The organism is Microbispora triticiradicis (assembly GCF_005864065.1).
Taxonomy (GTDB): Bacteria; Actinomycetota; Actinomycetes; order Streptosporangiales; family Streptosporangiaceae; genus Microbispora; species Microbispora triticiradicis.
Genome location: NZ_VANP01000014.1, coordinates 38,747 through 61,939, shown reverse-complemented (window position 1 = coordinate 61,939; position 23,193 = coordinate 38,747). Strand labels below are relative to the sequence as shown.

The 23,193-nt window shown below is 69.9% G+C and carries 20 protein-coding genes; 15 read left to right on the top strand and 5 right to left on the bottom strand.

What is annotated here, in order from left to right:
• Window positions 1-211: 211 nt before the first annotated feature.
• Together FED44_RS28555 and FED44_RS28550 are read left to right on the top strand one after the other, a co-directional pair.
• Window positions 212-925, top strand: a complete 714-nt coding sequence (locus FED44_RS28555; RefSeq protein WP_138462659.1) for a TetR/AcrR family transcriptional regulator — start codon at window positions 212-214, stop codon at window positions 923-925.
• Between the two features lie 79 nt (window positions 926-1,004).
• On the top strand, window positions 1,005-1,421 hold the full coding sequence (locus FED44_RS28550; RefSeq protein WP_111700706.1) for a hypothetical protein: 417 nt from the start codon (window positions 1,005-1,007) through the stop codon (window positions 1,419-1,421).
• A gap of 13 nt (window positions 1,422-1,434) precedes the next feature.
• On the opposite strand, the gene FED44_RS28545 is transcribed toward FED44_RS28550, so the two are convergent.
• Window positions 1,435-2,877, bottom strand: a complete 1,443-nt coding sequence (locus FED44_RS28545) for an alpha/beta hydrolase family protein (protein ID WP_138462658.1) — start codon at window positions 2,875-2,877, stop codon at window positions 1,435-1,437.
• 79 nt (window positions 2,878-2,956) lie between these two features.
• Here FED44_RS28545 and FED44_RS28540 point away from each other — a divergent pair, with 79 nt between their 5' ends.
• Window positions 2,957-3,520: an ArsR/SmtB family transcription factor gene (locus tag FED44_RS28540; RefSeq protein ID WP_111700743.1), complete on the top strand. Its 564-nt coding sequence runs from the start codon at window positions 2,957-2,959 to the stop codon at window positions 3,518-3,520.
• Window positions 3,521-3,555: 35 nt separating this feature from the next.
• On the opposite strand, the gene FED44_RS28535 is transcribed toward FED44_RS28540, so the two are convergent.
• Complete coding sequence (locus tag FED44_RS28535; RefSeq protein WP_111700708.1) at window positions 3,556-4,050, bottom strand: NUDIX domain-containing protein; 495 nt, start codon at window positions 4,048-4,050, stop codon at window positions 3,556-3,558.
• Window positions 4,051-4,173: 123 nt separating this feature from the next.
• On the bottom strand, window positions 4,174-4,626 hold the full coding sequence (locus FED44_RS28530; protein WP_111700709.1) for a hypothetical protein: 453 nt from the start codon (window positions 4,624-4,626) through the stop codon (window positions 4,174-4,176).
• A gap of 32 nt (window positions 4,627-4,658) precedes the next feature.
• Between FED44_RS28530 and FED44_RS28525 the strand changes: the two genes are divergently transcribed.
• From FED44_RS28525 to gap, 3 genes are all read left to right on the top strand, one after another.
• Window positions 4,659-5,249: a helix-turn-helix transcriptional regulator gene (locus FED44_RS28525; protein WP_138462657.1), complete on the top strand. Its 591-nt coding sequence runs from the start codon at window positions 4,659-4,661 to the stop codon at window positions 5,247-5,249.
• A gap of 100 nt (window positions 5,250-5,349) precedes the next feature.
• Window positions 5,350-6,297, top strand: a complete 948-nt coding sequence (locus FED44_RS28520; protein ID WP_111700711.1) for a GlxA family transcriptional regulator — start codon at window positions 5,350-5,352, stop codon at window positions 6,295-6,297.
• Between the two features lie 150 nt (window positions 6,298-6,447).
• A complete protein-coding gene (gene gap / locus FED44_RS28515; RefSeq protein WP_138462656.1) occupies window positions 6,448-7,446 on the top strand; it encodes a type I glyceraldehyde-3-phosphate dehydrogenase in 999 nt (332 codons plus the stop codon).
• Window positions 7,447-7,479: 33 nt separating this feature from the next.
• On the opposite strand, the gene FED44_RS28510 is transcribed toward gap, so the two are convergent.
• Entirely contained in the window at window positions 7,480-7,893 is a 414-nt protein-coding gene (locus tag FED44_RS28510) for an RNA-binding S4 domain-containing protein (protein ID WP_138462655.1), read from the bottom strand.
• Between the two features lie 468 nt (window positions 7,894-8,361).
• Window positions 8,362-8,532 (bottom strand): hypothetical protein, encoded by a 171-nt coding sequence (locus FED44_RS28505; protein ID WP_244302348.1) that lies wholly within the window; start codon window positions 8,530-8,532, stop codon window positions 8,362-8,364.
• A 596-nt stretch (window positions 8,533-9,128) separates the two neighbouring features.
• Here FED44_RS28505 and FED44_RS28500 point away from each other — a divergent pair.
• The 9 genes from FED44_RS28500 to FED44_RS28460 all read left to right on the top strand — a co-directional run bounded on the left by FED44_RS28500 (window position 9,129) and on the right by FED44_RS28460 (window position 23,108).
• A complete protein-coding gene (locus tag FED44_RS28500; protein WP_138462654.1) occupies window positions 9,129-10,451 on the top strand; it encodes a cellulose binding domain-containing protein in 1,323 nt (440 codons plus the stop codon).
• A gap of 355 nt (window positions 10,452-10,806) precedes the next feature.
• On the top strand, window positions 10,807-11,859 hold the full coding sequence (locus tag FED44_RS28495; RefSeq protein WP_244302346.1) for a ketoacyl-ACP synthase III family protein: 1,053 nt from the start codon (window positions 10,807-10,809) through the stop codon (window positions 11,857-11,859).
• Window positions 11,856-12,107, top strand: a complete 252-nt coding sequence (locus FED44_RS28490) for an acyl carrier protein (protein WP_111700718.1) — start codon at window positions 11,856-11,858, stop codon at window positions 12,105-12,107. Before FED44_RS28495 ends, FED44_RS28490 begins: the two co-directional genes overlap by 4 nt.
• An 18-nt stretch (window positions 12,108-12,125) precedes the next feature.
• Complete coding sequence (locus FED44_RS28485; RefSeq protein ID WP_138462653.1) at window positions 12,126-13,202, top strand: ketoacyl-ACP synthase III family protein; 1,077 nt, start codon at window positions 12,126-12,128, stop codon at window positions 13,200-13,202.
• A gap of 16 nt (window positions 13,203-13,218) precedes the next feature.
• Window positions 13,219-16,998: a type I polyketide synthase gene (locus tag FED44_RS28480; protein WP_244302344.1), complete on the top strand. Its 3,780-nt coding sequence runs from the start codon at window positions 13,219-13,221 to the stop codon at window positions 16,996-16,998.
• A 1,017-nt stretch (window positions 16,999-18,015) separates the two neighbouring features.
• Window positions 18,016-19,212: an NAD(P)/FAD-dependent oxidoreductase gene (locus FED44_RS28475; protein ID WP_208759231.1), complete on the top strand. Its 1,197-nt coding sequence runs from the start codon at window positions 18,016-18,018 to the stop codon at window positions 19,210-19,212.
• Window positions 19,213-19,222: 10 nt separating this feature from the next.
• A complete protein-coding gene (locus FED44_RS28470) occupies window positions 19,223-20,575 on the top strand; it encodes an amidohydrolase family protein (RefSeq protein WP_138462651.1) in 1,353 nt (450 codons plus the stop codon).
• Between the two features lie 35 nt (window positions 20,576-20,610).
• Entirely contained in the window at window positions 20,611-21,618 is a 1,008-nt protein-coding gene (locus FED44_RS28465) for a LacI family DNA-binding transcriptional regulator (RefSeq protein WP_138462650.1), read from the top strand.
• A 461-nt stretch (window positions 21,619-22,079) separates the two neighbouring features.
• Window positions 22,080-23,108 carry a tyrosine-type recombinase/integrase gene (locus tag FED44_RS28460; protein ID WP_138462649.1) on the top strand — a complete coding sequence of 343 codons (1,029 nt, stop codon included), beginning with the start codon at window positions 22,080-22,082 and terminating at the stop codon, window positions 23,106-23,108.
• Window positions 23,109-23,193 lie beyond the last annotated feature (85 nt).

Here is a 23,193-nt window from a genome sequence, read left to right as displayed (position 1 = left end):
CTAAGCCCCCGATAACGGGCAGGAACCGCCGACAAGATCACCAAGGGAGGAAAGCCGCACATCCCGTTGGGCCAGATTGCCAATAACTAAAGCGTCTTAGGAAATCTTCCGCTACGACTAGACGCTACAGTTAACATGTGTAAACTTCTGCTACAGAGCTTCATCTCCCGCGGGTCGCCGCGGGAGAGGTACGAGCAGTGGAGGGGGCTCGATGACGGTTTCGCTCCGGCGTCAGCGCGTGCGTGACGCCACGTTGCGTGAGCTGATCTCCGTGAGCCGCGGCATCCTGACGGACCAGGGGGCCGAGGCTCTGACGATCCGGGCGGTCGCCCGCGAGATGGGCATGACCCCTCCCGGGGTCTATCGCTACTTCGACAGCCACCGCACCCTGCTGGACGCGGTCGTCGTGGCCGTTCTGGAAGAGCTGACCGAGCACATCGTCAGCGCCGTCGATCACGTCGACGCGGCCGACACGGCGGGCCGGCTCATCGCCGCCAGCAGGGCGCTGCGGAACTGGGCCGTCGGACACGGCGCGGAGTTCCACCTCTCCTGGTTCGTGTCCTCGCCGGACGAGGGCGCGTCGGTCGGCCGGGCACGACGTCAGGTGGGCAGGCTCTTCGCGGACGTCTTCTCCGGCGTCTGGCGCGACTACGGGCCCGCACCCCTGCCGCCCGAACAGCTCTCCCCGGCGACCGAGAGGCCGGCCCGGCGGCTCCTCGAACAACTGGAGACGGAACTCCCCTCTCCCTCGGCCGCGGTCGCGTTCACCCGGTGCTGGCTACGGCTGTACGGCATGGTCAGCGTCGAGTCGCTCGGCCTGACCCGGGCCATCGGCGACGACGCGGGCGAGCTGTTCGAGGCGGAACTCGCCGATCTCGCGCGGACGCTCGGTCTTCCCGCGACCGCGCTGGGCACCGGCCGGTGACCGGTCTCCGCGGCACTTCCTCCCCTCGGGCCGTACGCGGCCCCGACCCCCGACCGGCAACCTCTGCCACAGGAGAGCCATGACCCCCCTGCAGCTCAGCCAGGAGACCCGGTGGATCGCGGGCGTCGTCCTGCTGACCATCGTGACCATCGAGTTCGGCGGATGGTTCCTCTCCAAAATCGTCCGCGGCCAGGTGTCGATGACCCCCTTCCAGCAGGCCTTCGCCCGTGCCGGGCACGCGCACGCGGGGGTGCTGGTGACCCTCGGGCTCGTGTGCCTGCTCTTCGTCGACGCCACCGGTCTGAGCGGTGTCCCGGTGTGGATCGCCCGGCTCGGCGTACCGGCCGCCGCCGTGCTGATGTCCGCCGGCTTCTTCCTGTCCTCGCTGGGACAGGGAACCACCCGCCCGAACCGGTTGATCGCCCTGCTCTGGATCGGCGCGCTGTGCCTGGCCGCCGGGGTGCTCTCCCTCGGAATCGGCCTGCTGACGAGCTGAGCGTCTCCGCCACTCACGGGAGCAGCAGGCCCCAGTAGAGGGCCCACGGGAGGAAGGCGACGCCGCCGGCGAGCAGGAGGCCGAGGCGGACCCGCTCACTCCTCGTCCCGGCCCTCCGCCACGCCCGGACCGTCCGTACGGCGGCGACCACCGTGGTCAGCGCCAGGGCCTGCAGGGCCAGCCAGACGATCGGGCGGCCGAGCAGCACGGGTCCCGGCGCGGCCAGCTTGCCCCCGGTCATGAGCAGGTAGAACAGGAAGGCGAACGACCCGAGCAAGGCGATCAGCCCGGCCGCGCTGAGCACGCGCGGCGCGGCCGGCAGGGCCGTACGGGACCGCCCGCGCAGCCGTCGGACGAGGGCGGTCAACGGGTAGGCGGCGAAGACGGCGATCAGCAGCAGCGTCACGGCCGCCTGCACCAGGGCCGACTCCCACGGCGCCGGACGGTCCACCGGCACGGTCGGCGTCGCCTGCTCGGGTGCGGGGCCCGAGATGCTCGCCAGCGGCGGCCGTCCCGAGACGGCCTCGCGGACCCAGGAGCCGACCAGGTCGGCGTACCCGGGAGCGAGGGCGGGCAGCCGGGTGACGCCGCCGTCGGGCGTGAGGTGGGCGGCGTGGTCGGCCCCGGGGAAGAACCGGAACGTGTAGCGCCGGTTGCCGCCCTTCTCCAGCGCCCGCGCGAAGATCGGCGGGGTCTCCTTCGGCGGGGTCAGCAGGTCATGGACTCCCCAGATCGCGAGCACCGGCTGCCGCACCGCGGCGAGGACCGGCTCGGGGTCGTACCAGGGCTCGGGGAACATGCCGCCGTCGGCGATGGTCCGGTAGAGGTTCGGCTCGGCCCGGTCCACCAGCGACCCCGCCACCCCCGCCTTGCGCAGGCCCGCGGCGACGGCCCAGGTCTGCTGCCGCAGCGGTGTGAGCGCGTTGGCGCCGACGACCACGACGAACGCGACGTCCCGCGAGCGGGAGGCCGCCAGGGGCGCGACCCAGCCGCCCTCGCTGAGCCCCCAGACGCCCACCTTCGCCGGGTCCACGCCGGGCTGCGACCGCAGCGTGGCCACCGCGCCCAGCGCGTCGTCCGCGAGCGTCGAGTAGGACCGGTGGAAGAGCGAGTAGCCCTCCGACCTCTTGTCGTAGACCAACACGGACATGCCCCTGCGGGCGAACTCCACGGCCTCGCCCATGAGCTTGGCGCGTGGCGTGCCGGTGCCGGCCCCGTGGACGAGCACCACGCCTGGCCGCCCCGGCGACGCCTTCACGGGCGACAGCACGGTGCCGTGCAGAGTGAGGCCTCCGCCGCCCGCGAAACTCACCTCCCTTCCGGTCAGGTCGGCGGGAACGGCGACCACCTCCCCGGCGGCGGAGGGCGGTGGAGCGGCGGCGGCCACTGCGGGGGCCACTGCGGGGGCGGCCGTCAGGGTGAGAGCGAGGCCAAGGGCCAGGGCGATTCGACGCATACTGCCGAAATTAGTCTGCAGAGAACTCTCGGCAAAGACATCTCTGCAGATATCGTTCTGGAGGACTAGGGTGATCCTCATGAAGGACGAGGAGCCGTTCCTGCTCGACGACCCGGGCCGTCTCAAGGCTCTGGCCCACCCCATGCGGCGCCTCATCCTGCGCCACCTCGACATCCACGGGCCCGCGACCTCCACGACGATCGGCGAGCTGCTCGGCGCGAAGACCGGCACGACCAGCTACCACCTGCGCCAGCTGGAGAAGTACGGCTTCATCGAGGAGATCCCCGAGAGATCGACCGGCCGGGAGCGGTGGTGGCGCAGGGCCGAGACCCCGCGCGACATGCGCGCCCCGGCCCCCGGACAGCTCGCGCCCGAGGACCGCCCGGTGCTGGAGGAGTTCCACCGCGTCGGCTTCGAGGAGGACCGGGCACTCATGGAGCGCTTCCCCGAGGCGTACCGGCGCGACCCGGACTGGGCCAAGGGTTCGCGCGGTCTCGGCCGGATGACCAAGGAGGAGTTCGCCGAGTTCTTCGACGCCTACATCGCGCTGCTGCTCAAGTACAGCCACCGGGCACAGGACGCGCCGCCGGGGGCGCGGCCCATGTACGTCCGGATGTTCGCCTTCCCCGCCGACGAATCCTGATTCGCGCTCGTGGCAGCCTCGGCGCACAAGGCCGGCTACGGGAGCGGGCGGATGAGGCCGTCCTCCAGGTACGCGGTATGCCCGGCGTCCGCCGCCGAGACCACCGCGTTCATCCTCCGCGCCAGGCCTGGCGGCAGGAGCTTGCCGAGGTCCGCCGGAGGAACGAACACGTATTCGTCGAGCTCCTCGGGCTGCAGGCGGAGCGCCGCGATCTGGGGATCAGTGAGCACGCCCGCGTCGAAGACGAACATCAGCCCGGCGTCCCACGGCGGTGCCGGTGGCACCCAGTCGACACATGCGAGCCGACCCACCGGCGGCGCGATGCCCAACTCCTCCCGCAGCTCACGGAGCAAAGCACTGACGGGGGACTCCCCCGCCTCGACGATCCCGCCGGGGATGTCCCACTCGTCCTTGTAGACCGGGTGCACGAGAAGCACCCGTCCCTCGTTGTCTCGAAGCAAAGCGCCTGCCGCGGCACGAAGGCGCGGTACGGAGGCGACGTAGGCCAGGTATGACGCGGAGTCACTCATGACGGCTCCGACACTACGAGCCGCGCACGTCCCGGCGCCGGTGTATTCCCAAACCTCAAGCGGAGGCGGTTCACCCACCACCGGCCGGGATCTCACGCTGGACTCGGCTGCCGTGGCCCGGCGTCACCCGACGCGGGTGGAGTCCATGATCCAGTTGGTCTCCCAGGTCTGGCCGGCGTCGTAGGAGAAGGCCTGCTCCCAGTGGCACGAGTCGGGCGTGATCCCCGACCAGGTGAACCGGACGCGGATCGGGCGGCCGTCGTCGGTGTCGTCGGCGTAGAAGGTGCCGACCCCGCCGACGAAGCGGCCGACGACCGGCACCGGATCCAGGCCGCGCCTGCTGTTGATCCAGTAAATGGACCACTCGTCCCGCTCGGCGTCGTACGTCCGGACCGTCGCGCCGTCGAAGTCCTTGGTGGGCAGCGTGAGCGTGTCGAAGCTGCCAGCGCCGTCGAAGAAGCCGTACGCGACGCAGCGGCCGGGGAACTCCTCCCACTCGTCGCTGCCGACACCTCGCTTCAGCAGCCTCCGGTTGGCCACGTCCCACGTGCCGACGAAGAAGTCGAAGTCGTTCACCGTCCCGCCCCTTCCGGCCGGGCGCCGGCCAGGTGGTCGCCACGGTCCGGGGATCCGTCCCCCGGCTCGGACGCCCGCCCTCGCTGGTCGTCGTGATACCGGCCGTCGGCCGCGATCGGGCCGAGCTGCCATGGGCCGCCCCCACCGAGGTCGAACGCCGGCTGGAGCCGTACGGGCTGGTGCTCAAAGGCGGGAAGTGGTACCTCGTGGCCCGCTGTGACGGCGCCCTGCGGACCTACCGGGTCACCCAGATCCTGCGGCTGCGGGTCACGGACGACACGTTCGAGCGCCCCGAGGGCTTCGACCTGGCCGGGCACTGGCGCGAGCACCTGGCGGGCTTCCGGTCGCGGCTGTTCCAGGGGCACGCGGTGATCCGGCTCTCGCCGGACGGGTGTGAGCGGCTGCGGGAGACGATGAGCTCGGCCGCGGTGACCGCCGTGGACGACACGGCCGAGGGCCCGGACGCGGACGGCTGGATCAGGGCCACCGTGCCGATCGAGTCGTTGACGCATTCCCACTCCGAGTTCCTCAGGCTCGGGGCCGAGGTGGAGGTCCTGGAGCCCGCCGAACTGCGGCGAAAGCTGGCGGACACCGCCGCGGCCCTGGCCGTCCTCTACCGGTGAAGCGTCGGCGAGCGAGCGGATGGCAGGATGCTTGCGGTAGGGGTCACAACGGTCACGGCGCGAGAGGCACGCCGGACCGTGGAAGAGCCGAAGGAGGCAGATGAGCCGGAAGAACCATCGCGTCGCCGTGCTCGTGCTGGAGGGCGCGAAACCGCTCGACGTCGGCATCCCCGCGCAGGTGTTCTCCAACCGGCCGAGCATGCCGTACGAGGTGCGGGTGTGCGGCGCCGCGCCCGGACTGGTGACCGGCGGCGACGGCCTCTCCTATCACGTGGCCGAGGGCCTCGACGCCTTCGAGCACGCCGACACCGTCTTCATCCCCGGCTATCGGGAGCCGGCGACCACGGAGCCGCCGGCCGCGGTCCTCGGCGCGCTCACGGCCGCCCACGAGCGCGGAACCCGGCTCGCCGCCATCTCGACAGGGGCGTTCGCGCTGGCGGCGGCGGGCCTGCTCGACGGCAAGCGGGCGACGACCCACTGGCACTACACGAAGGCCCTCACCGGCAAGCATCCGCTCGTACGGGTGGACGAGAACGTGCTGTTCGTGGACGAGGGCGACGTGCTGACGTCGGCGGGCGCGGCGTCCGGCATCGACCTGTGCCTGCACCTGGTGCGGCGCGACCACGGCGTCGGGCTGTCCAACCACGTGGCGAGACGGCTGGTGGCGGCGCCCTATCGCAGCGGCGGTCAGGCGCAGTACGTTCCCCGCAGCGTGCCCGAGCCGCTCGGCGACCTGTTCGCGAACACGCGGGAGTGGGCCCTGGCGCACCTGTCCGAACGGCTGACCCTCGAGACCCTCGCCCGCCACGCCCGGGTGTCGGCGCGCACCTTCTCCCGGCGGTTCGTGGAGGACACCGGCCACACGCCGATGCAGTGGGTGCTCCGGGCACGCGTGGACCTGGCACGCGAACTGCTCGAACGCACCGACCTGGGCGTGGAGCAGATCGCCGACCGGGTCGGGCTCGGCACCGGCGCCAACCTGCGCCTGCACTTCCAGCGCATCCTGGGCACCTCCCCGACCGAGTACCGCCACACCTTCTCGGCCTGAACTCGGCCGGGCAGGGTGTGGCGAGATCCTTGCGGACGGTGGCGAAACTTCTGGCTGGATTCTTGCGCATGCTGTCATTCGGGCCACTGTCGGCCCGGCGTCCGGGCGCCGATCATGGAGCCCAGAACGAGCGGAACGAAAGGAACGCCCATGACCCGCATCGCCGTCAACGGATTCGGCCGCATCGGACGCAACACCCTCCGCGCCCTGCTCGAACGCGACAACGACCTCGAAGTGGTCGCCGTCAACGACCTCACCGCCCCGGAGACCCTCGCGCACCTGCTCAAGTACGACAGCGCGCTCGGCCGCCTCGGCCTCCCCGTCGAGGTCGACGGCGCCGACCTCGTGGTCGACGGCCGCCGCATCCAGGTGCTCGCCGAACGCGAACCCGCCAAGCTGCCCTGGGCCGAGCTCGACGTCGCCATCGTGCTCGAGTCCACCGGCCGCTTCACCGCGGCGCGTGCCGCCCGCGCGCACATCGACGCGGGCGCCAGGCGCGTGCTGGTGAGCGCCCCCTCCGACGGCGCCGACGTCACGCTCGCCTACGGCGTGAACACCGAGGCGTACGACCCCGCCGAGCACGTGATCGTCTCGAACGCCTCGTGCACCACGAACGCGCTGGCTCCGCTGGCGTCCGTGCTCGACGACCTGGCCGGCATCGAGCACGGCTTCATGACCACGGTGCACGCCTACACCCAGGAGCAGAACCTGCAGGACGGCCCGCACCGCGACCTGCGTCGCGCCCGCGCGGCCGGCGTGAACATCGTGCCCACCACCACAGGGGCCGCCAAGGCCATCGGCCTGGTGCTGCCGAACCTCGACGGCAAGCTGTCGGGCGACGCGATCCGCGTGCCGGTCCCGGTGGGTTCGATCGTGGAGCTGAACACCACCGTCTCACGCGAGGTGACCCGCGACGAGGTGCTCGCGGCCTACCGCGCCTCCGCCGACGGCAGGCTCAAGGGCATCCTCGAGTACGCCGACGAGCCGCTGGTCTCCAGCGACATCACCGGCCAGCCGGCGTCGGCGATCTTCGATGCCGCCCTCACCCGCGTCGAGGGCAGGCACGTCAAGGTGGTGGCCTGGTACGACAACGAGTGGGGCTTCTCGAACCGGGTCGTCGACACACTGGAGCTGCTCGCCCGCGACTGAGCCCGCCGTACGCGCAAGTCGCGGATCTTCACGTCAGTCACCCCGTGGCCGGCGGTCCCGCTCCTCCACCGGCGGGCGCCCGAGCAGCCTGTCGATGCTGCGGCGCTCGCGTTTGGTGGGACGTCCCGCGCCCCGAGCCCGGACGGCCACCGTCACGGCCTCTTCGCGCGGAGGGGGCGGAGGGCTCTTGTCGACGTAGCACTCGGCGGCCACGGGGGCGCCGACGCGCTTGGTGATGACACGGGAGACGACCACGATTCGTTCGCGCCCCTCGTGCCGCAGCCGGACCTCGTCACCGACCCGGACGACGTGCGCGGGCTTGACCCGCACCCCGTTGACCCGGACGTGACCGCCCCGGCAGGCGTCGGACGCGATCGAACGAGTCCTGGTCAGCCGCACCGACCAGATCCAGATGTCCACCCGCGCACTCACCTGCTCACCCGGCACCCCGCCACTCTACTGAGACCGGCGCGTGCCGACGTGCGAGCGCGGGCTTGGTCGATGCTGGGCACGTCGAGGTCGATGGCGGCCGAGCCGTCAGCGGGCATTTCGACCATGCGGGTCGTGGTAGTCGACCGGATCGCCTTTCGCCAAGGACGTCGGTGTCTCGCGGCATGGACGCTTCGCCGCGTGGCGGGAGGGCCGGACCGGCTGGCTTCTCGACGCCCGGACGCGTGCCGCCGTGCGCCTTCCGGGCGGGGCGACGGACCAGATGAGCTTCTCCGACGCCGGATATCTCCAGTGGAGGACGGCCGGCGGGTACGGCGTCCTGGACCTGGCGATCGCGGACGCGCTGCGCGCGACCGACGTGCGTCACGAGATCGCCGTCTCTCCAAGCGGCGGCTCCGCGTGGACTGGAGCGCACGCGCCCCCGGGTCGGCTCCTCAGGGCCGGGGGCACGTGCGTTTCACGGGGTCACGTGTAGAGGAAGTAGTAGCGGTACCGGCTCTCCCACACGCACGAATAGCCCTCCCACCAGCCCTGGGCGACGCCGTGGCTTCCGATTCGCTGGCACTCCGAGTAGTCCCTGAAAGCGCCGACCAACTTCTCGGCTTGCGCCGGGGTGGCGCCGATCGTTAACGACACTCCAAGGACCATGACGGCCGAGATGAGAACAGCGCGTGCCTTTCGCATTCGTCCTCCTGCGACTGGGGAGATCATGACGGTGGACATTATCACTCAACTACGCGCCAGAGAGATTGTCACGTCCGGCTCGGTCGCGGGAAGAGCGTGAAACTTTCACCGGCCTTCTCGTGGAACGACACATGTTTCACGGGGGTTTACCGCCGGTAACGCCGGTGTTGCCTCCGAGATCGCCTGACTACCGGCAATCTCTGCCGTTGTCAATTCGGGGCTGGGCGGCCTTGAAAGACCTCGTGGGTACGTATCCGACTGCCTGTGCATGCCATAGGTGATCTGAGACTCTAATCGCACTTCGTGTCCATAAAGCACGATTCATGCCGCGTTCCCTGTTCGATTAGAGCGATACAACGAAAATTTTGACCATCGTCACGACGTGTCATATCGTCGCCCCGCCCATATCGATGTGAGCCGCGACACTCGAGCAGGACGTTGTTCTCGCAGCGCTACGGTCGCGTGCTGGTCGCGGCCGCCCCGGCGCCGGGAGGAGACATGGACGGCCACCACGGACGCGGCGATCATCCGACCAACGGAGTCGCACCATGCAAGCTCGAATCACCAAGGCCATGATCGTCGGCATGGCGATGACCATGCTGGCCGCCGTCGGTGTCTCAGCGGTCTTCGCGCCGCCGGCTCACGCCGCGCAGGTGATCACTGATATCTCTTACGCGCCCGCGCAGCCGGCCGGCAGCAGGGGGCACATGCTGGACCTATATCTGCCGTCCACCGGCATCACGCCCCGGCCGCTGCTGATCTGGCACAGTGGCTCCGCGTGGTCGAGCGACGACGGCAAGACCGGCGCGGACGCGATCGCGGCCGTCTTCAATCCTCTTGGCTTCGCCGTGGCCGGCGTCAGCGTCCGGTCCAGCGCTCAAGCGATCTTCCCGGCCCAGGTGCACGACATCAAGGCGGCCATCCGCTGGCTGCGCGCGAACGCCGCCACGTACCAGATCGACCCCAATCGCATCGCGATCATGGGTGACTCCTCGGGCGGCTGGCTGACGGAGATGGCCACCCTGTCCGGCGGCGTGGCGGCGCTGGAGGGCACCATCGGCACGACCGGCGTCTCCAGCGCCGTGCAGGTGGGACTCGCCTTCTACAGCCCGACCGACTTCCTGCAGATGAACGCGCAGAACCTGCCGACCGGCGGGCTGGACCACAACTCTCCCGCCTCCCCGGAATCCCTCCTGGTCGGCTGCCCGATCCAGACCTGTCCGGCCACGGTGGCCCAGGCCAATCCGATGACCTACGTCGACAGCAACGACCCGCCGCTGATGTTCCTGCACGGCCAGGCCGACTTCCTGGTGCCGCACGGGCAGAGCGTCCTTCTCTACAACAAGATCAAGGCCCAGTGCGGCGACGCCACGTTCATCTCGGTGCCCGGAGCGGATCACATGATGCCCCAGGTCATGGACCCTGCCCACTACGGCACGCAGACCGTCCGCACCACCACCGACTGCACCGAGACCGTCGGCACCGGCACGTTGAACCCCACCTGGGCCAACTTCGCCACCTTCCTGCGCGGCGGGCTCAAAATGGGCACCTCCTGCGAGGTCACCTACGCCCGCGGCTCCGGGAGCGGCACTTTCAACGGCAGTGTGACCATGAGGAACACCGGCACGACCCCCATCGACGGCTGGACCGTGACGTGGACCTGGCCGGGCAACCAGCAAATCACAAGCGCCTGGAGCGCCACGGTGACCCAGTCCGGCACCCAGGTGACCGCACGCGACCTCGGCTACAACTCCTACATCGGCCCCGGCTCCAGTCAGAGCTTCGGCTTCACGGCGAGCTTCACCGGCACGAACGGCATTCCGGCCCAGTTCAAACTCAACGACATCGCCTGCACGACAGTGCCCGCCTGAGACGATGCGCGCCGGGCCTGAGCCGAATGGCGACGGCCCGGCGTCGTTCTCCCGCCGTCCGGATTGCGGCCTATCGCATTCGGGAAACCGCGACGTGAAGCGGAAAAGCGATGTCCAAATTCAAACACGATCCGTCCGGCCTCGATCACGTAATGTCGCTGACCAGATCGCGGGCTTTCATATTGCTTCACCCGAGGGCCGCCCCTATCCTTGCCCGTGGCGGCTCGCCGGCTTATTCCACGCTTGCAGTGACCGGCCGGGAGTCACGTGATATCCCGGGACCCGAATAAACCGGGTAAGCCGCCTTCCCCTGTCGAAGGCCGTTGTCCGGGATCGTCGATGAGTTAGGGGACGTGTGCGTACATCCAACATGTTCGTCAGGAGCCTCGGCGTCTATGTGCCTGACAGCGTGAGCGTCGAGCGGGCGGTTCGTGAGGGCTGGTACCCGGCCGACGAGGCCGAGAAGTTCCAGCAGATCGGCGCGGCGGTGGCCGGCGACATGCCCGCGCCCGAGATGGCGCGGCTCGCGGTCCTGGACGCGTACGACCGCTGGGGTGAGTCCTCCCCGCGCGATCTCGACCTTCTGCTCTACCCGTCGGTCTGGCACCAGGGCCCGAACGGTTGGCAGCCCCAGCACTACTTGCAGATGCACCTCCTCGGCGGGAACGTGCCGGCGTTCGAGATCCGGAGCGGCTGCGTAGGGATGATCAGCTCGCTCGAGCTGGCGGCGAGCTACCTGCAGGCCGACGCCGACCGGGAGACGGCCATGGTCGTCTCCTCGGACAACCACGGCACCCCGCTGGTGGACCGCTGGCGGATGACCCCCGGAGCGCTGATCGGCGACGCCGCGGCCGCGCTCCTCCTCGGCAAGGAGTACGGCATGGCCGAGCTCCTGTCGGTGAACGCGACGGTGATCCCGGAGGCCGACGCGGTCAACGACGGCGCCTACCCCCTGTTCCCCCCGGACGCCACCGTCGGCAGGGGGCTGAGCTTCGGAGACCGGCACGAGGAATTCCGCCAGCGGCTGCTCCAGAGGCAGGGAACCGGGATCCACCTGACGATTCAGAAAACGATGATGCAACAGGTCGAAAAGACCTTGGACGAGGCTGGGATCGGACTCGCCGACATCACACGGGTGGCGTTCCCGCACGGCCGTCGCGAGGACCTGGACGGGCAGATGTCCTGGCTGGGCGTCGACGAAGACCAGACCACCTGGGACTACGGGCGGCGCGTCGGCCACTGCGGCGCGGTGGACCAGTTCATCGCCTTCGAGCATCTGATCGCGACCGGCGGGCTCGTAGCCGGCGATCACCTGCTCATGGTCGGGTTCGGCTCCGGAACGTCCGTCGCCGCTGCGGTGTTCAGGGTCCTTTCCACCTCTCCCGTCAAGAGAGGAGCACGCGCATGACCGAGATCACCCAGAGGCTGATCGACTACATCCAGGAGAACCTCGTCCTGGAGGGCGACGACATCAAGGTCGACGAGACGACCCCGCTCCTTCAGTCGGGTCTCCTGGACTCCCTGCGGACGGCGCGGCTGCTGAACTTCCTCCGGAGGGACATCGGCGTCCCGATCCCCGCCGCGAAGCTCGACCCCGAGAACTTCAAGGACGTCCTGACCATCGTGGCGATGGTCAGAGAACTCGAATCCGTCTAGCGGAGCGAGGGCAGAGTCATGCAGTGGGCGGACACGTACATCAGCGGAGTGGGAGCCTTCCTCCCGCGGACCGTCGTCAGTGTCGAGAAGGCCGTCGCCAAAGGCTGGTACCCGGCCGAAGAGGCCGAACTGCACAACCTGGCGGGGACGGCGGTGGCCGGTGACCTGCCGGCTCCGGAGATGGCCCTGCACGCGGCGCAGAGCGCGCTCAAGCGCAGCGGGCGGGCACCGGCCGACCTGGATCTCCTCCTGTACGCCTCGACGTGGCACCAGGGACCGGACGGCTGGCCCCCGCACTCCTACCTGCAGCGTCATCTGGTCGGCGGGGACGTCCTGGCCACCGAGATCCGGCAGGGCTGCAACGGGATGTTCATCGCCCTGGAACTCGCGGCCAGCTACCTGGGCGCCGCTCCCGGCCGGCAGGCCGCCCTGCTGGTCGCCTCCGACAATTACGGCACGCCGCTGATGGACCGGTGGCGGATGGGCCCCGGCTACATAGGCGGGGACGCCGCCAGCGCGCTCGTGCTCACCAAGGAGGCGGGTTTCGCGCGCCTGATGTCGGTCTGCACCACGACAGTGGCCGAGGCCGAGGAACTGCACCGGGGGAGCGAACCCCTGTTCCCCCCGGGCGTCACGGTCGGGCGCCGGATCAGCTTCGCGGCCCGGAACGAGCAGTTCCGGCAGCAGGTCATGCCCAAGGGCGAGGCCACCTCGGCGCTGTTCAACATCCAGCGGGCCCTCATGGAGGTCGTCGAGCGCGCGCTGGACGAGAGCGGGATCGAGGCCGGCGATCTCACCCGGGTGGCGTTCATGAACTACTCCGAAGAGATCGTCGAACAGCGGTGCATGGCCGTGCTCGACCTGCCCATGTCACGCTCGACCTGGGATTACGGCCGCACCATCGGCCACTGCGGGGCCAGCGACCAGGTCCTTTCCCTCGATCACCTGCTCATGACCGGGCAACTGCGCCCCGGCGACCACATGCTGATGCTCGGCACAGGGCCGGGAGTGACCGTCTCCAGCGCCGTGATCAAGATGCTCGATCTTCCTCAATGGGTCGCAAATCGAAGGGAAATGAACGCAGATGGTCGATAGTCCGCGCGGAGCCCGGGTGGAACCAGTGGCGGTGATCGGGATCGGATGCCGTCTTCCCGGCGACGCCCATTCACCGGACGAGTTCTGGGACCTGTTGTGCGACGGCCGGAACACGACCCGATCGCTGCCCGCCGAACGCTGGCGCCGGTACGAGAACCGGAGCCCCGAATACGCCGCCGCGCTGCGCGGCGCCGTGCGTCACGGCAGCTTCCTGAGCGACATCGAGGGCTTCGACGCGGAGTTCTTCGGCCTGTCGCCCCGCGAGGCCGAGTTGATGGACCCGCAGCAGCGGATCCTGATGGAGACCGCGTGGGAGGCCCTGGAGAACGCCGGCCTGCCGCCGCACGAGCTGGCCGGCACCGACGCCGGGGTGTTCATGGGGGTCTGCACCGCCGACTACGGGGGCCGCCTCCTGGAGGACCTGCCCCAGATCGAGGCGTGGACCGGGATCGGCGCCGCGACCTGCGCCGTCGCCAACCGCATCTCCTACTCCCTGGACCTGCGCGGGCCCAGCATGGCGATCGACACCGCCTGCTCGGCGTCGCTGGTCGCGCTGCACCTGGCCGCGCAGAGTCTGCGGCTCGGCGAGAACGACGTCGCCCTCGCCGGCGGCGTCAACCTGCTGGTCACCCCGGGCCAGACCCTCACGCTGGGCACGGCCGGAGCCCTGGCCCCCGACGGGCGGTCCAAGTCGTTCGACGCTTCGGCCGACGGCTACGGACGCGGCGAGGGCTGCGGCGTGGTCGTGCTCAAGCGGCTGTCCGACGCGCGGCGCGACGGCGACCGGATCCTCGCGCTCGTCATCGGCAGCGCCGTGAACCAGGACGGGCACACCAACGGCATCATGGCGCCGTGCGGGGAGGCTCAGGAACACGTGATGATCCGGGCCTGCCGGCAGGCGGGCGTCGAGCCGTCCACCGTCGACTACATCGAGGCGCACGGCACCGGGACCCGGCTCGGCGACCCGCTGGAGGCGGGGGCGCTCTCCTCCGTGTACGGCACGCGGCGGCCCCCCGGCGACCCGTGCCTCATCGGCTCGGTCAAGTCCAACATCGGTCACCTCGAAGGCGCCGCCGGCATCGCCGGCGTCATCAAGGCGGTGCTCGCCCTCGACCGGGGTGAGATCCCCCCGAGCGTGCTGAACAGCCCGAACCCGGCCATCCCGTGGGAGACCTCGGGCCTTCGCGTGGTGACCGAGCGGTCGGCCTGGCCCGAGCGCGACCACCCCCGCCGGGCGGGCGTCTCCAGCTTCGGGTACGGCGGCACGGTCGCGCACATCGTGCTGGAGCAGGCTCCTCCGGCCCAGCCGGTGCCCCGGGACGAGGAGACGAGGGAGCGGCTGTTCCCGCTGTCGGCCGCGTCGGAGCAGGCTCTGCGGCAGTACGCGGGCAGGCTCGCCGACCACTTCGAGAAAGGGCTCGACCTGGCGTCGGCGGGGCACACGCTGGCGCTGCGGCGCACCCATCTGCCCCGTCGCGCCGTCGTGATCGGGGCTGACGGGGACGAGCTCGCGGCCGGCCTGCGCAGGCTCGCGGACGACGTGCCGGCCGAGGCCGTCCTCACCGGGGACGTGCTGCCCGAGCTCGGTCCCGGTCCGGTCTGGGTCTTCTCCGGGCAGGGATGCCAGTGGCGCCGGATGGGGCGGGAGCTGCTCGCCGTGCCGGAGTTCGCGTCCCTGGTCGACGAGGTGGAGCCGATCTTCGCTGAGGAGATCGGCTTCTCTCCCCGGCAGGTCCTGGCCGACGGCGATCTCGACACGATCGACCGCGAGCAAACCATGATCTTCGTGATGCAGCTGGGCCTCGCCAGGCTGTGGAACGCGTATGGGGTCGCTCCGAAGGCCGTCATCGGCCACTCCGTCGGTGAGATCGCGGCGGCGGTGACGGCCGGCGCGATGACCGTCGCCGACGGCGCCCGCCTGATCTGCCGCCGCTCGCGGCTGCTGCGTCAGGCCGAGGGCAAGGGGGCCATGGTGATGGTCGACCTGTCCTTCGAGGAGGCGGCCGACAGGCTGGCCGGCCGTACCGACCTGGTGGCGGCGATCTCGTCGGCGCCCGGCTCCACCGTGCTGTCCGGCGACGTCGCCGCGGTCGAGGTGGTGGTGAACGAGTGGCCGGCCGAGGGCATCGTGGTGCGGCGGGTGGCGTCGGACGTCGCCTTCCACAGCCCCCACATGGATCCTCTGGCCGTCGAACTGGCCGCCGCCACCACCGATCTCTCGTTCGGCGCGCCCCGCATCCCCATGTACACGACCGCGCTGGCGGACCCCCGGTCCACGCCCGTCCTGGACAGCGCGTACTGGGCGGCGAACCTCCGGGAGCCCGTGCGGCTGGCCGCGGCGACGACGGCTGCGGCGCAGGACGGCTACCGTGTGTTCCTGGAGATCTCTCCCCACCCCGTGGTCGCGCACTCCGTCACCGAGACGCTCTCGGAGAACGGGTTCGAGGACGTTTTCGTCGGCACGTCACTGCGCCGCAACCAGCCGGAGCTACAGACCTTCCTCATCGCGGTGGGCACGGCGCACTGTCACGGCGTCGATGTGGACTGGAGCCGGCTGCAGCCGTCCGGCGGCCTGACCGATCTGCCGCCGTACGCCTGGCAGCACCGCCGCCACTGGCGCGAGTCCTACAACGAGGAAGGCAACCGAGGGCATGACGTGCACTCTCACACCCTGCTCGGAGCCGGGACCAGCCTCGCGGGCAGCCGTACCCGGGTGTGGCGGACCTGCTTGGAGGACGCCAACCGGCCCTACCCGGGCAGCCACGCCCTCAACGGGGTCGAGATCGTGCCTGCCGCCGTGCTGGTCAACACGTTCCTGCACGCGGTCGAGGACGAGGACGTCACGCTCACAGACGTGGAGATGATGCATCCGCTGATGACCGCGCAGCGCAGGCAGATCCAGGTCGTGCACGAGCCTCCGGCGATACGGCTCGCGGCCCGTACGCCGGCCGGCCCCGACGAGCCCGAACCCGCCTGGCTGGTGCACGTCACCGCGGAGGTGGCCGCTCCGGGACAGGTGAAGCCCGACGTGCTGCCGGACGCCGGTGGTCTCACCCCGATAGACCCCGGCTTCGTGCACAACCGGCTGGCCACCGTCGGCGTGCCCTCGACGGGCTTCGACTGGACGATCGAGACGCTGCTGAGCGGAGACGGCGTGCTGCGGGCCACGGTCCGCACCGAGAAACCGGGGGGCTGGGCTTCGGCTCTGGACGCGGCGATGTCCGTGGCGCCCTGCGTGTTCCCCGGCGATCCGGTGCTGCGCATGGTGGTGCACATCGACGAGGTGGTGCTGACCGGGACTCCGCCCACAATGGTGATCATCGACGCGGCAGTGGACCCGGCCGCCGACGACACCGTGCGAGCGCTGGTGGCCGACCTGGACGGCCGGGTGGTGGGACACCTCTCGGGGCTCCGCTATCCGGTGATCGACGCGCCCGCCCCGGACGAGGAGGATTTCCGGCAGCCCGCGGAGTCGTTCGGCGGCCTGGCGCCCGAGGTCCTGCACGAGGGCGTCCTGCCCGAGGTCTGCGCGGAGATCGCGGCCGTGATGAGGCTGGCCCCCGAGGACCTGGCGATCCGGCGCCCCCTTGTCGAACAGGGGCTGGACTCGGTGATGACCGTCATGGTCCGGCGGCGCCTGGAGAAGCGCTTCGGCTGCCGTCTCCCCACGACCCTGCTGTGGCAGCAGCCCACCATCTCCGCGATCGCTAATCACCTGGTGGAGCTTCTCTCGACTTCGAAACAGGACGCGGCGGCGGAGACCGTTCCCGAGAGCATGCCCGCGATCGGGGGATGAGGCCGCCGGCCGGGCGGCCCGAGGGACGATCCCCTCGGGCCGCCCGGCTGTCGTCGTCGGCTCTGGTTCCGACGGCTCAGCGGTTGGTCCACAGGTGCCAGACCTTTATGCACTACGCGCTACAGGGCAACTACCTGGAGTGACAGGCCTGACTGTCGTCCGGGAGCGCCCGTGCGCTCTCGTGGCAGCGGCCGTCCCGGGGCGTCGGAGGCTGGACGGTGACTCGGCCGGCCTGGAGGGCAGTCCCACGATGGTGCCGATCGCGCGGCTCACGGCGTACTGCCAGTACACCTTTCACCAGACACTCCCTCTCCGTCCTGCCCGCAGAGTCCGTCGCCAGGTGTCGGACGGCGTCACAGGGTGGCGGGACCGCCAGTATGCCGGGGATACGAAAGGCCAGGTCGGACGATGTCCGACCTGGCCTCTGGGTGGCGCCCCCTGCAAGATTCGAACTTGCGCTCCCGGCTCCGGAGAGGGCGTCACATCTGCGCCGCGTACCTCCCTGAACTGGGAGAAGACGTCGAATCGCCGTCCGGCTGGTGTTCTGGTCCACAGTAGGTCCACAAAGAAGGCCGACCCGGGGGCCGGGGGACACGTTGAGGGCACCCGGCTCCGGAAGACGCTGGCAAGCGATGACAATGCACGGAAGCGTTATCGCAGGTCGTTTGCGATGCAAAGCGATTCGCCGTAGGTAGAGAACGTGCGAACTGAGCCACTCCTCCCCTGCGGACGAGGACAGTCAGAATGCGGGGAACGCTCTGGAAGTAGCACGTACACTCGGGCGAGCCGGCTCCGTCGTCCTGGGTAACTGTTCCGGTGACGGGCGAAGACCCGCACGGCGTGAGCGGCGGACCGGCGCCGTCACCTCTTCGAAGGCCGTGCAGGGGCAGATTCGATTGACACGCGGAACGGCGCATGCTTTGTTTGTAACTAGTTACAGCAACTAGTTACTTTCGAGAGGGCGCAAGCCGTCGAGCCGAGGTCATCAGTTCCCTTTCATTCACCCCGGCTTAGACGATGAGCGCCGAGATCGGCGACACCCGAAACGACCCGACAAGCCCCACGAAAGACGAGGGAGACCGGATCAGCATGGTCGAGCATGTGGTCGTCATCGGTGCCGGCGTCTACGGTGCGGCGGTGACCGCCGCGCTGACGCGGCGGGGCGCTCGCGTCACGGTCGTTGACGCCGGTGCACCGGCGGCTGGCAGCTCTGGTGCGACGTTCTCGTGGACCAACTCCTGCGGCAAGCAGCCGCGGTCGTACCACGATTTCAGCGTCGCGAGTATGGCGGCCCATCGCAAGCTGGCCACCGACGTGCCTCATGGCGACTGGTACCACGAGGGCGGCAACCTCGAATGGGCCGCCGACGACGCCGGGCGCGAGGCACTGCGCAAGAAGGTTGCGGGCGTCCTCGACTACGGATACGAGGCACGGTGGCTCAGCCGAGCGGAGGCGCTGGGCCTGGAACCGGACATGGACCCCGCCGAGTTGCCGGCAGGCGAGATCGCCTACTTCCCGCGCGAAGGCTGGATCGAGCCGGTGCGCCTGATCGCCCACCTGCTGTCGAGGGCGGTGGCCGGCGGTTCCGAACTGGCGGCGAACGACGCCGTCACCGCACTGGAGGTGACTGCGGGCACGGTGCGCGCCGTGCGGCTCGCCTCCGGCCGGCAGCTCCTCGCGGATGCGGTCGTGAACTGTGCAGGACCCCAGGCCGCCGGGATCGCCGCGCTGGCCGGACTGGTTCTGCCCATGCGCAACACCCGCGGTGTGCTCGTCTGCTCCTCACCGGTCGCGGTATCGGTCTCGCGCGTCATCCATGCTCCGCACGTCCACCTACGCCCGGATGGCGGCGGGCGGCTGCTGCTGCACACCCATGAGATCGACGGCACGGCACACGTGTCCGGCACCGGGGAGATCAGCGTCGACCCGTCGGCCATCGACAAGGTGGTCGAGGCCGGTCGTGCGCTGTACCCGGGAATGCGAGCCTCGACCGTGGAAGCCGTCCGGGTCGGTCAACGGCCCATCCCCGGCGACGGCCTGCCGGTACTCGGCCGGGTCGTCGCGCTGCCCAACTTCCACTTCGCGGTCTCGCACAGCGGCGCGACGCTCAGCGTGCACGCCGGCGACCTGGTCGCCGGCGAGGTGCTCGGTGAGGACCACGACGACGCGCTGGCCGCGTTCCGGTTCGAGCGGCCGGCACTGGCGGCCCGGTAACGGAGGGATCATGCGCACGATCGTCCTGCATAGCTGCGACCTGGTCGACGGCACGGGCACGGATCCACGGCACGGGGTGGACATCGTCGTCGCGGGGGGCACCATTCGCGAGATCGTTCCCGCGCGACCGGCTGACGCCTACGGCACGGTGGACGAGATCGTTGACGCGGCCGGAATGCTGATGATCCCCGGACTGATCAACAACCACACACATGGCACCGCGTACGGACCGCTGTTTCCCAGCGGACACGTGGGCCTGCCACACGAGCAGGTCCTCGCCAACCTCGACCGGCACCTGCTGGAAGGGACGACCACGGTGCTCTGCGTGGACGGGTTCGTCACCGCCGAGGCGCTCGCGCGCACCGGTGAAGTGCACCCGATCAACGTCAAACTCGCCTCGTGCAACACCCCGGCGTGCCTGGCGGCGGCGACCATCGCCGACGGCGGCGGCCTCACCGAGGCGAACCGCATGTTCACCGCGCGGCACGCGGTACGCGCCGGCGCGGTCGCGCTCGGCGAGATCGGGGCGGGACACACCCTCGGTGGGGGCGGGGCGAGTTACATGTACATCCCGGCCGAGATCGAGAGACGTACCGGCGTGAAGATCACACCCCGGCAGGCGAACGGGCTGAAGACCGCGGTGCTGGGCCAGCACATCTCGGAGAAGGCGTTCGATCGGGACCGTGTCGAGGAGGCCCTGGCGAGCGCGGGCCTGACTGGCACGCTCTCGGTCGAGGACACCCGTGAGATCGTCTCCGGCATCGTGCTGCCGGCCTTCGACATCGCCTTGCACGGGCTCGCCGAGGCGGCCGGGCAAGCTCGCGAGGCGGGCGTCCCGGTGCTGGTGCACAACGCGGCGGCATCGATGACCCAGGTCGCCTCCATCGCGGAGACGGACGTGACGCTGATCGCCGGGCACTCCAACCACTCGAGCTTCGAGCTCCGCGAGGCGGTCGAGCACGCCGGACGGCTCAAGGAGATGGGTGCGATCGTGGATGTCTCCACCCTGGACACCTTCGGGGCACAGCGGCTCACAACGGGGCCGGAATTGCTTTATGCGATGTTTTCCGCGGGGGTGGTCGACACGATCTCGACCGACTACGCGGGCGGCCACCACGACCCGATCCTGCTGGCGATCGACCGATCCATCAAGGCGGGTGTGGTGAGTCTGCCGGCGGCGGTCGCGATGGCGACCGCCAACGTCGCGGACGCCATCCCCGGCCTGGCGCCGCGGCGTGGCCGTATCCTGCCGGGAATGATCGCCGACCTCGTGCTGACGGACCCTGCGGAGCTCCACCACGTGGGGATCGTCATGGTCGGTGGCGAGATCGTCGTGAGAGCCGGTCGGCGCGTCGCCGCCTGACCGGCGCCGGAACTGCTGGGGAGACCGGGAGAATCATGGTGAAACGAGCGACCATCGGCGACGTCGCCGCGGGCGCCGGCGTGTCCACGGCCACGGTCTCCCGCGTCCTCAACGGCGGCGCCGTCACCGAGGCGACCGCCACCCGGGTGTGGGAAGCGGTCGCTCGTCTTGAGTACACCCCCAACGCGCTCACCAGGGGCGTCTTCGCCGGACGCTCCAGCACGATCGGAGTCGTCATCCGCGACCTGAGCAGCCCGTTCTACCTGGACCTGATCCGCGGCATCGACGAGGTGGCGGCCGCAAACGACAGCCTCGTCATGCTCGCCAACACCTTCCGTCGCGTCGACCGCGAGGTCGCCCAGGTACGGACCATGGACGAACAGAGGGTGCGTGGCCTGATCGTGACGACCGGCGAAGCGACCGATGGCCGGACACGCCGGATGGCCGAGAACGGCACCCCCTGCGTGATCATCGCGCGCTCCGTGCTGGACGCGCCGCCCGGCATGCACTCGATCAGCTTGGACAACGTCGAGGCCGGGCGGCTGATGGCCGTCCATCTGGCCGGGTGCGGGCGGTCGTCCATAGGCGTCGTGTCCTCGGGACGCCGCACGTCTCAGATCGAGCGCACGGCGGGGCTGAGGCGGGCCCTCGCGGACCTGGGGCTGCCCTTGCCCGAGGACGCGGTGATGGTCGCGGAAACCGAAGACGAGGTGAGCGGTGCCGTCGACACGCTGCTCGTCCGCGGCCGTGATCGCGGCGAGCCATTGGACGCGATCGTCTGCACCACCGGCCGACTCACCGTCGCGGTCCACGCGGCCCTCACCGCTCGCGGCATCGCCATCCCCGGCGACATCGCGTTCGTGACGATGGACGATTTTCCGTGGGCCACCGCGCTCGGGATCACCGTGATCGCCCAGCCCTCCTACCAGATGGGCCTGAAGGCGGGCGAACTCGTCGTCGATCGCCCCAGCGGGCCGGTCGAGTTGGTCTTCGCGCCTACGTTGGTCGCCCGCACCTCGTGCGGCGAGCGCCAGAAGGCCTGATCCTGTACCCCGGCAGCTCGGCGCTCCCGCCAAGCAGTCCAGCCCCGACCGCGCTGCCCACGGTCGTTCCCCACTCGCCTACCAGCGCAATGTGACCAGGCGTACAGACGAGGGTCGTTTCGTCGTACGTCAAGCAGACTGCTGGCGGGACAGTCCCGCCCGGGGACCAGATGGGGACCACACGTCTTGCGCGCAGTCGAACAATCCGCACGTCACTAGACGCCGTCCGGAGCTACCTGAACGCCGTTGGCCTGCGAAAACGCCTACTCCAACGTCCTGGGGGTCAAGAGGGCCGACCTTCGGCCCTCAAGACAGGAAGGCTCCGAGCAGTGAACGCGCGGCAGAGCCGCTCTGGTCAAAGCAAGCCACTCTTGAAGCCGGCAGCTACCAACCGCTGGAAGGCAGCATCGACCTCATCCGGGTACGGCTGCTCGACTGCGAAGCCTTTCTTGGCGTACGCGATGCTCGACGCCGAGGCGATCGACCTGACGCGAAAGGAGATCCGCGCCGCCATGCACTGGGCACTGATCCCTCGTGAGCATGGCGAGGCCGTACCGGCCGAGCTGGCGCCTGCTCTGCGGACTCTCCAGAAGTCCACGATCCCGCTCGCCGACATGGCCGATCCAATCGTCGCGCGTCGCGTGAGTGACGCCCTCGGCCTCACCCTCGACCGGCGGCCCGCCGCGGCCGACACCACAGCTCGCCGACGCCGCGGGTTGAACACGGCGCTCGAGTACGGCGTGGATGTCGGCGAGCTCAAGGAGAACCCGCTCAAGCGGATCAAGCAGAAGAAGGTCGCCAAGGAAGACGTCGTCGACCGGCGGGCCGTCGTCAACCCCGAGCAAGCGCGGGAGCTGCTCACCGCTGTGTCGTACGTCGGGAGCTGGCACCGCGCCCGGGGCCGTCGCCTGGTGGCCTTCTACGCCACGCTGTACTTCGCGGGCGTTCGGCCGGCCGAAGCCGTAGGACTACGGCGAGACGACTGCCACCTGCCCGAGGAAGGCTGGGGCCTGCTGACGCTGGCCAAGACCCGTCCGAGCAGCGGAAAGCAGTGGACGGACACGGGCACGGTCCATGACCTGCGCGGCCTGAAGCAGCGAGACCCGCGCGCCGTCCGGGAAGTCCCCATCCCGCCCGAACTGGTGGCCATCCTCCGCGCTCACCTGGAGGAGTTCGGCACGGCACCCGATGGGCGCCTGTTCCGCAACGAGCGCGGCGGCGTTCTCGGTGCCTCCACCTACTCCCGGGCCTGGGAGGAGGCGCGCCGCTTCGCCTTCACCCCTCAGCAGGTGGCCTCTCCGCTGGCCGGCCGCCCGTACGACCTCCGGCATGCCGCCCTGTCCACTTGGCTCAACGCCGGGGTAGACGCGACCGAAGTGGCAGCCCGCGCCGGCAACAGCGTGGAGGTGCTCCTCAAGCGCTACGCCAAGTGTCTGGATGGCCGCCAGGAGCAGAACAACCTCCGCATCGAGGCCGCGCTGGCCCCCTGAGATCCGGTCCACAACTGGTCCACAACCAGTGAGCGCCAATGAGAACGGGCGGGACTCCGTGAGACTGGAGACCCGCCCGTTCCTG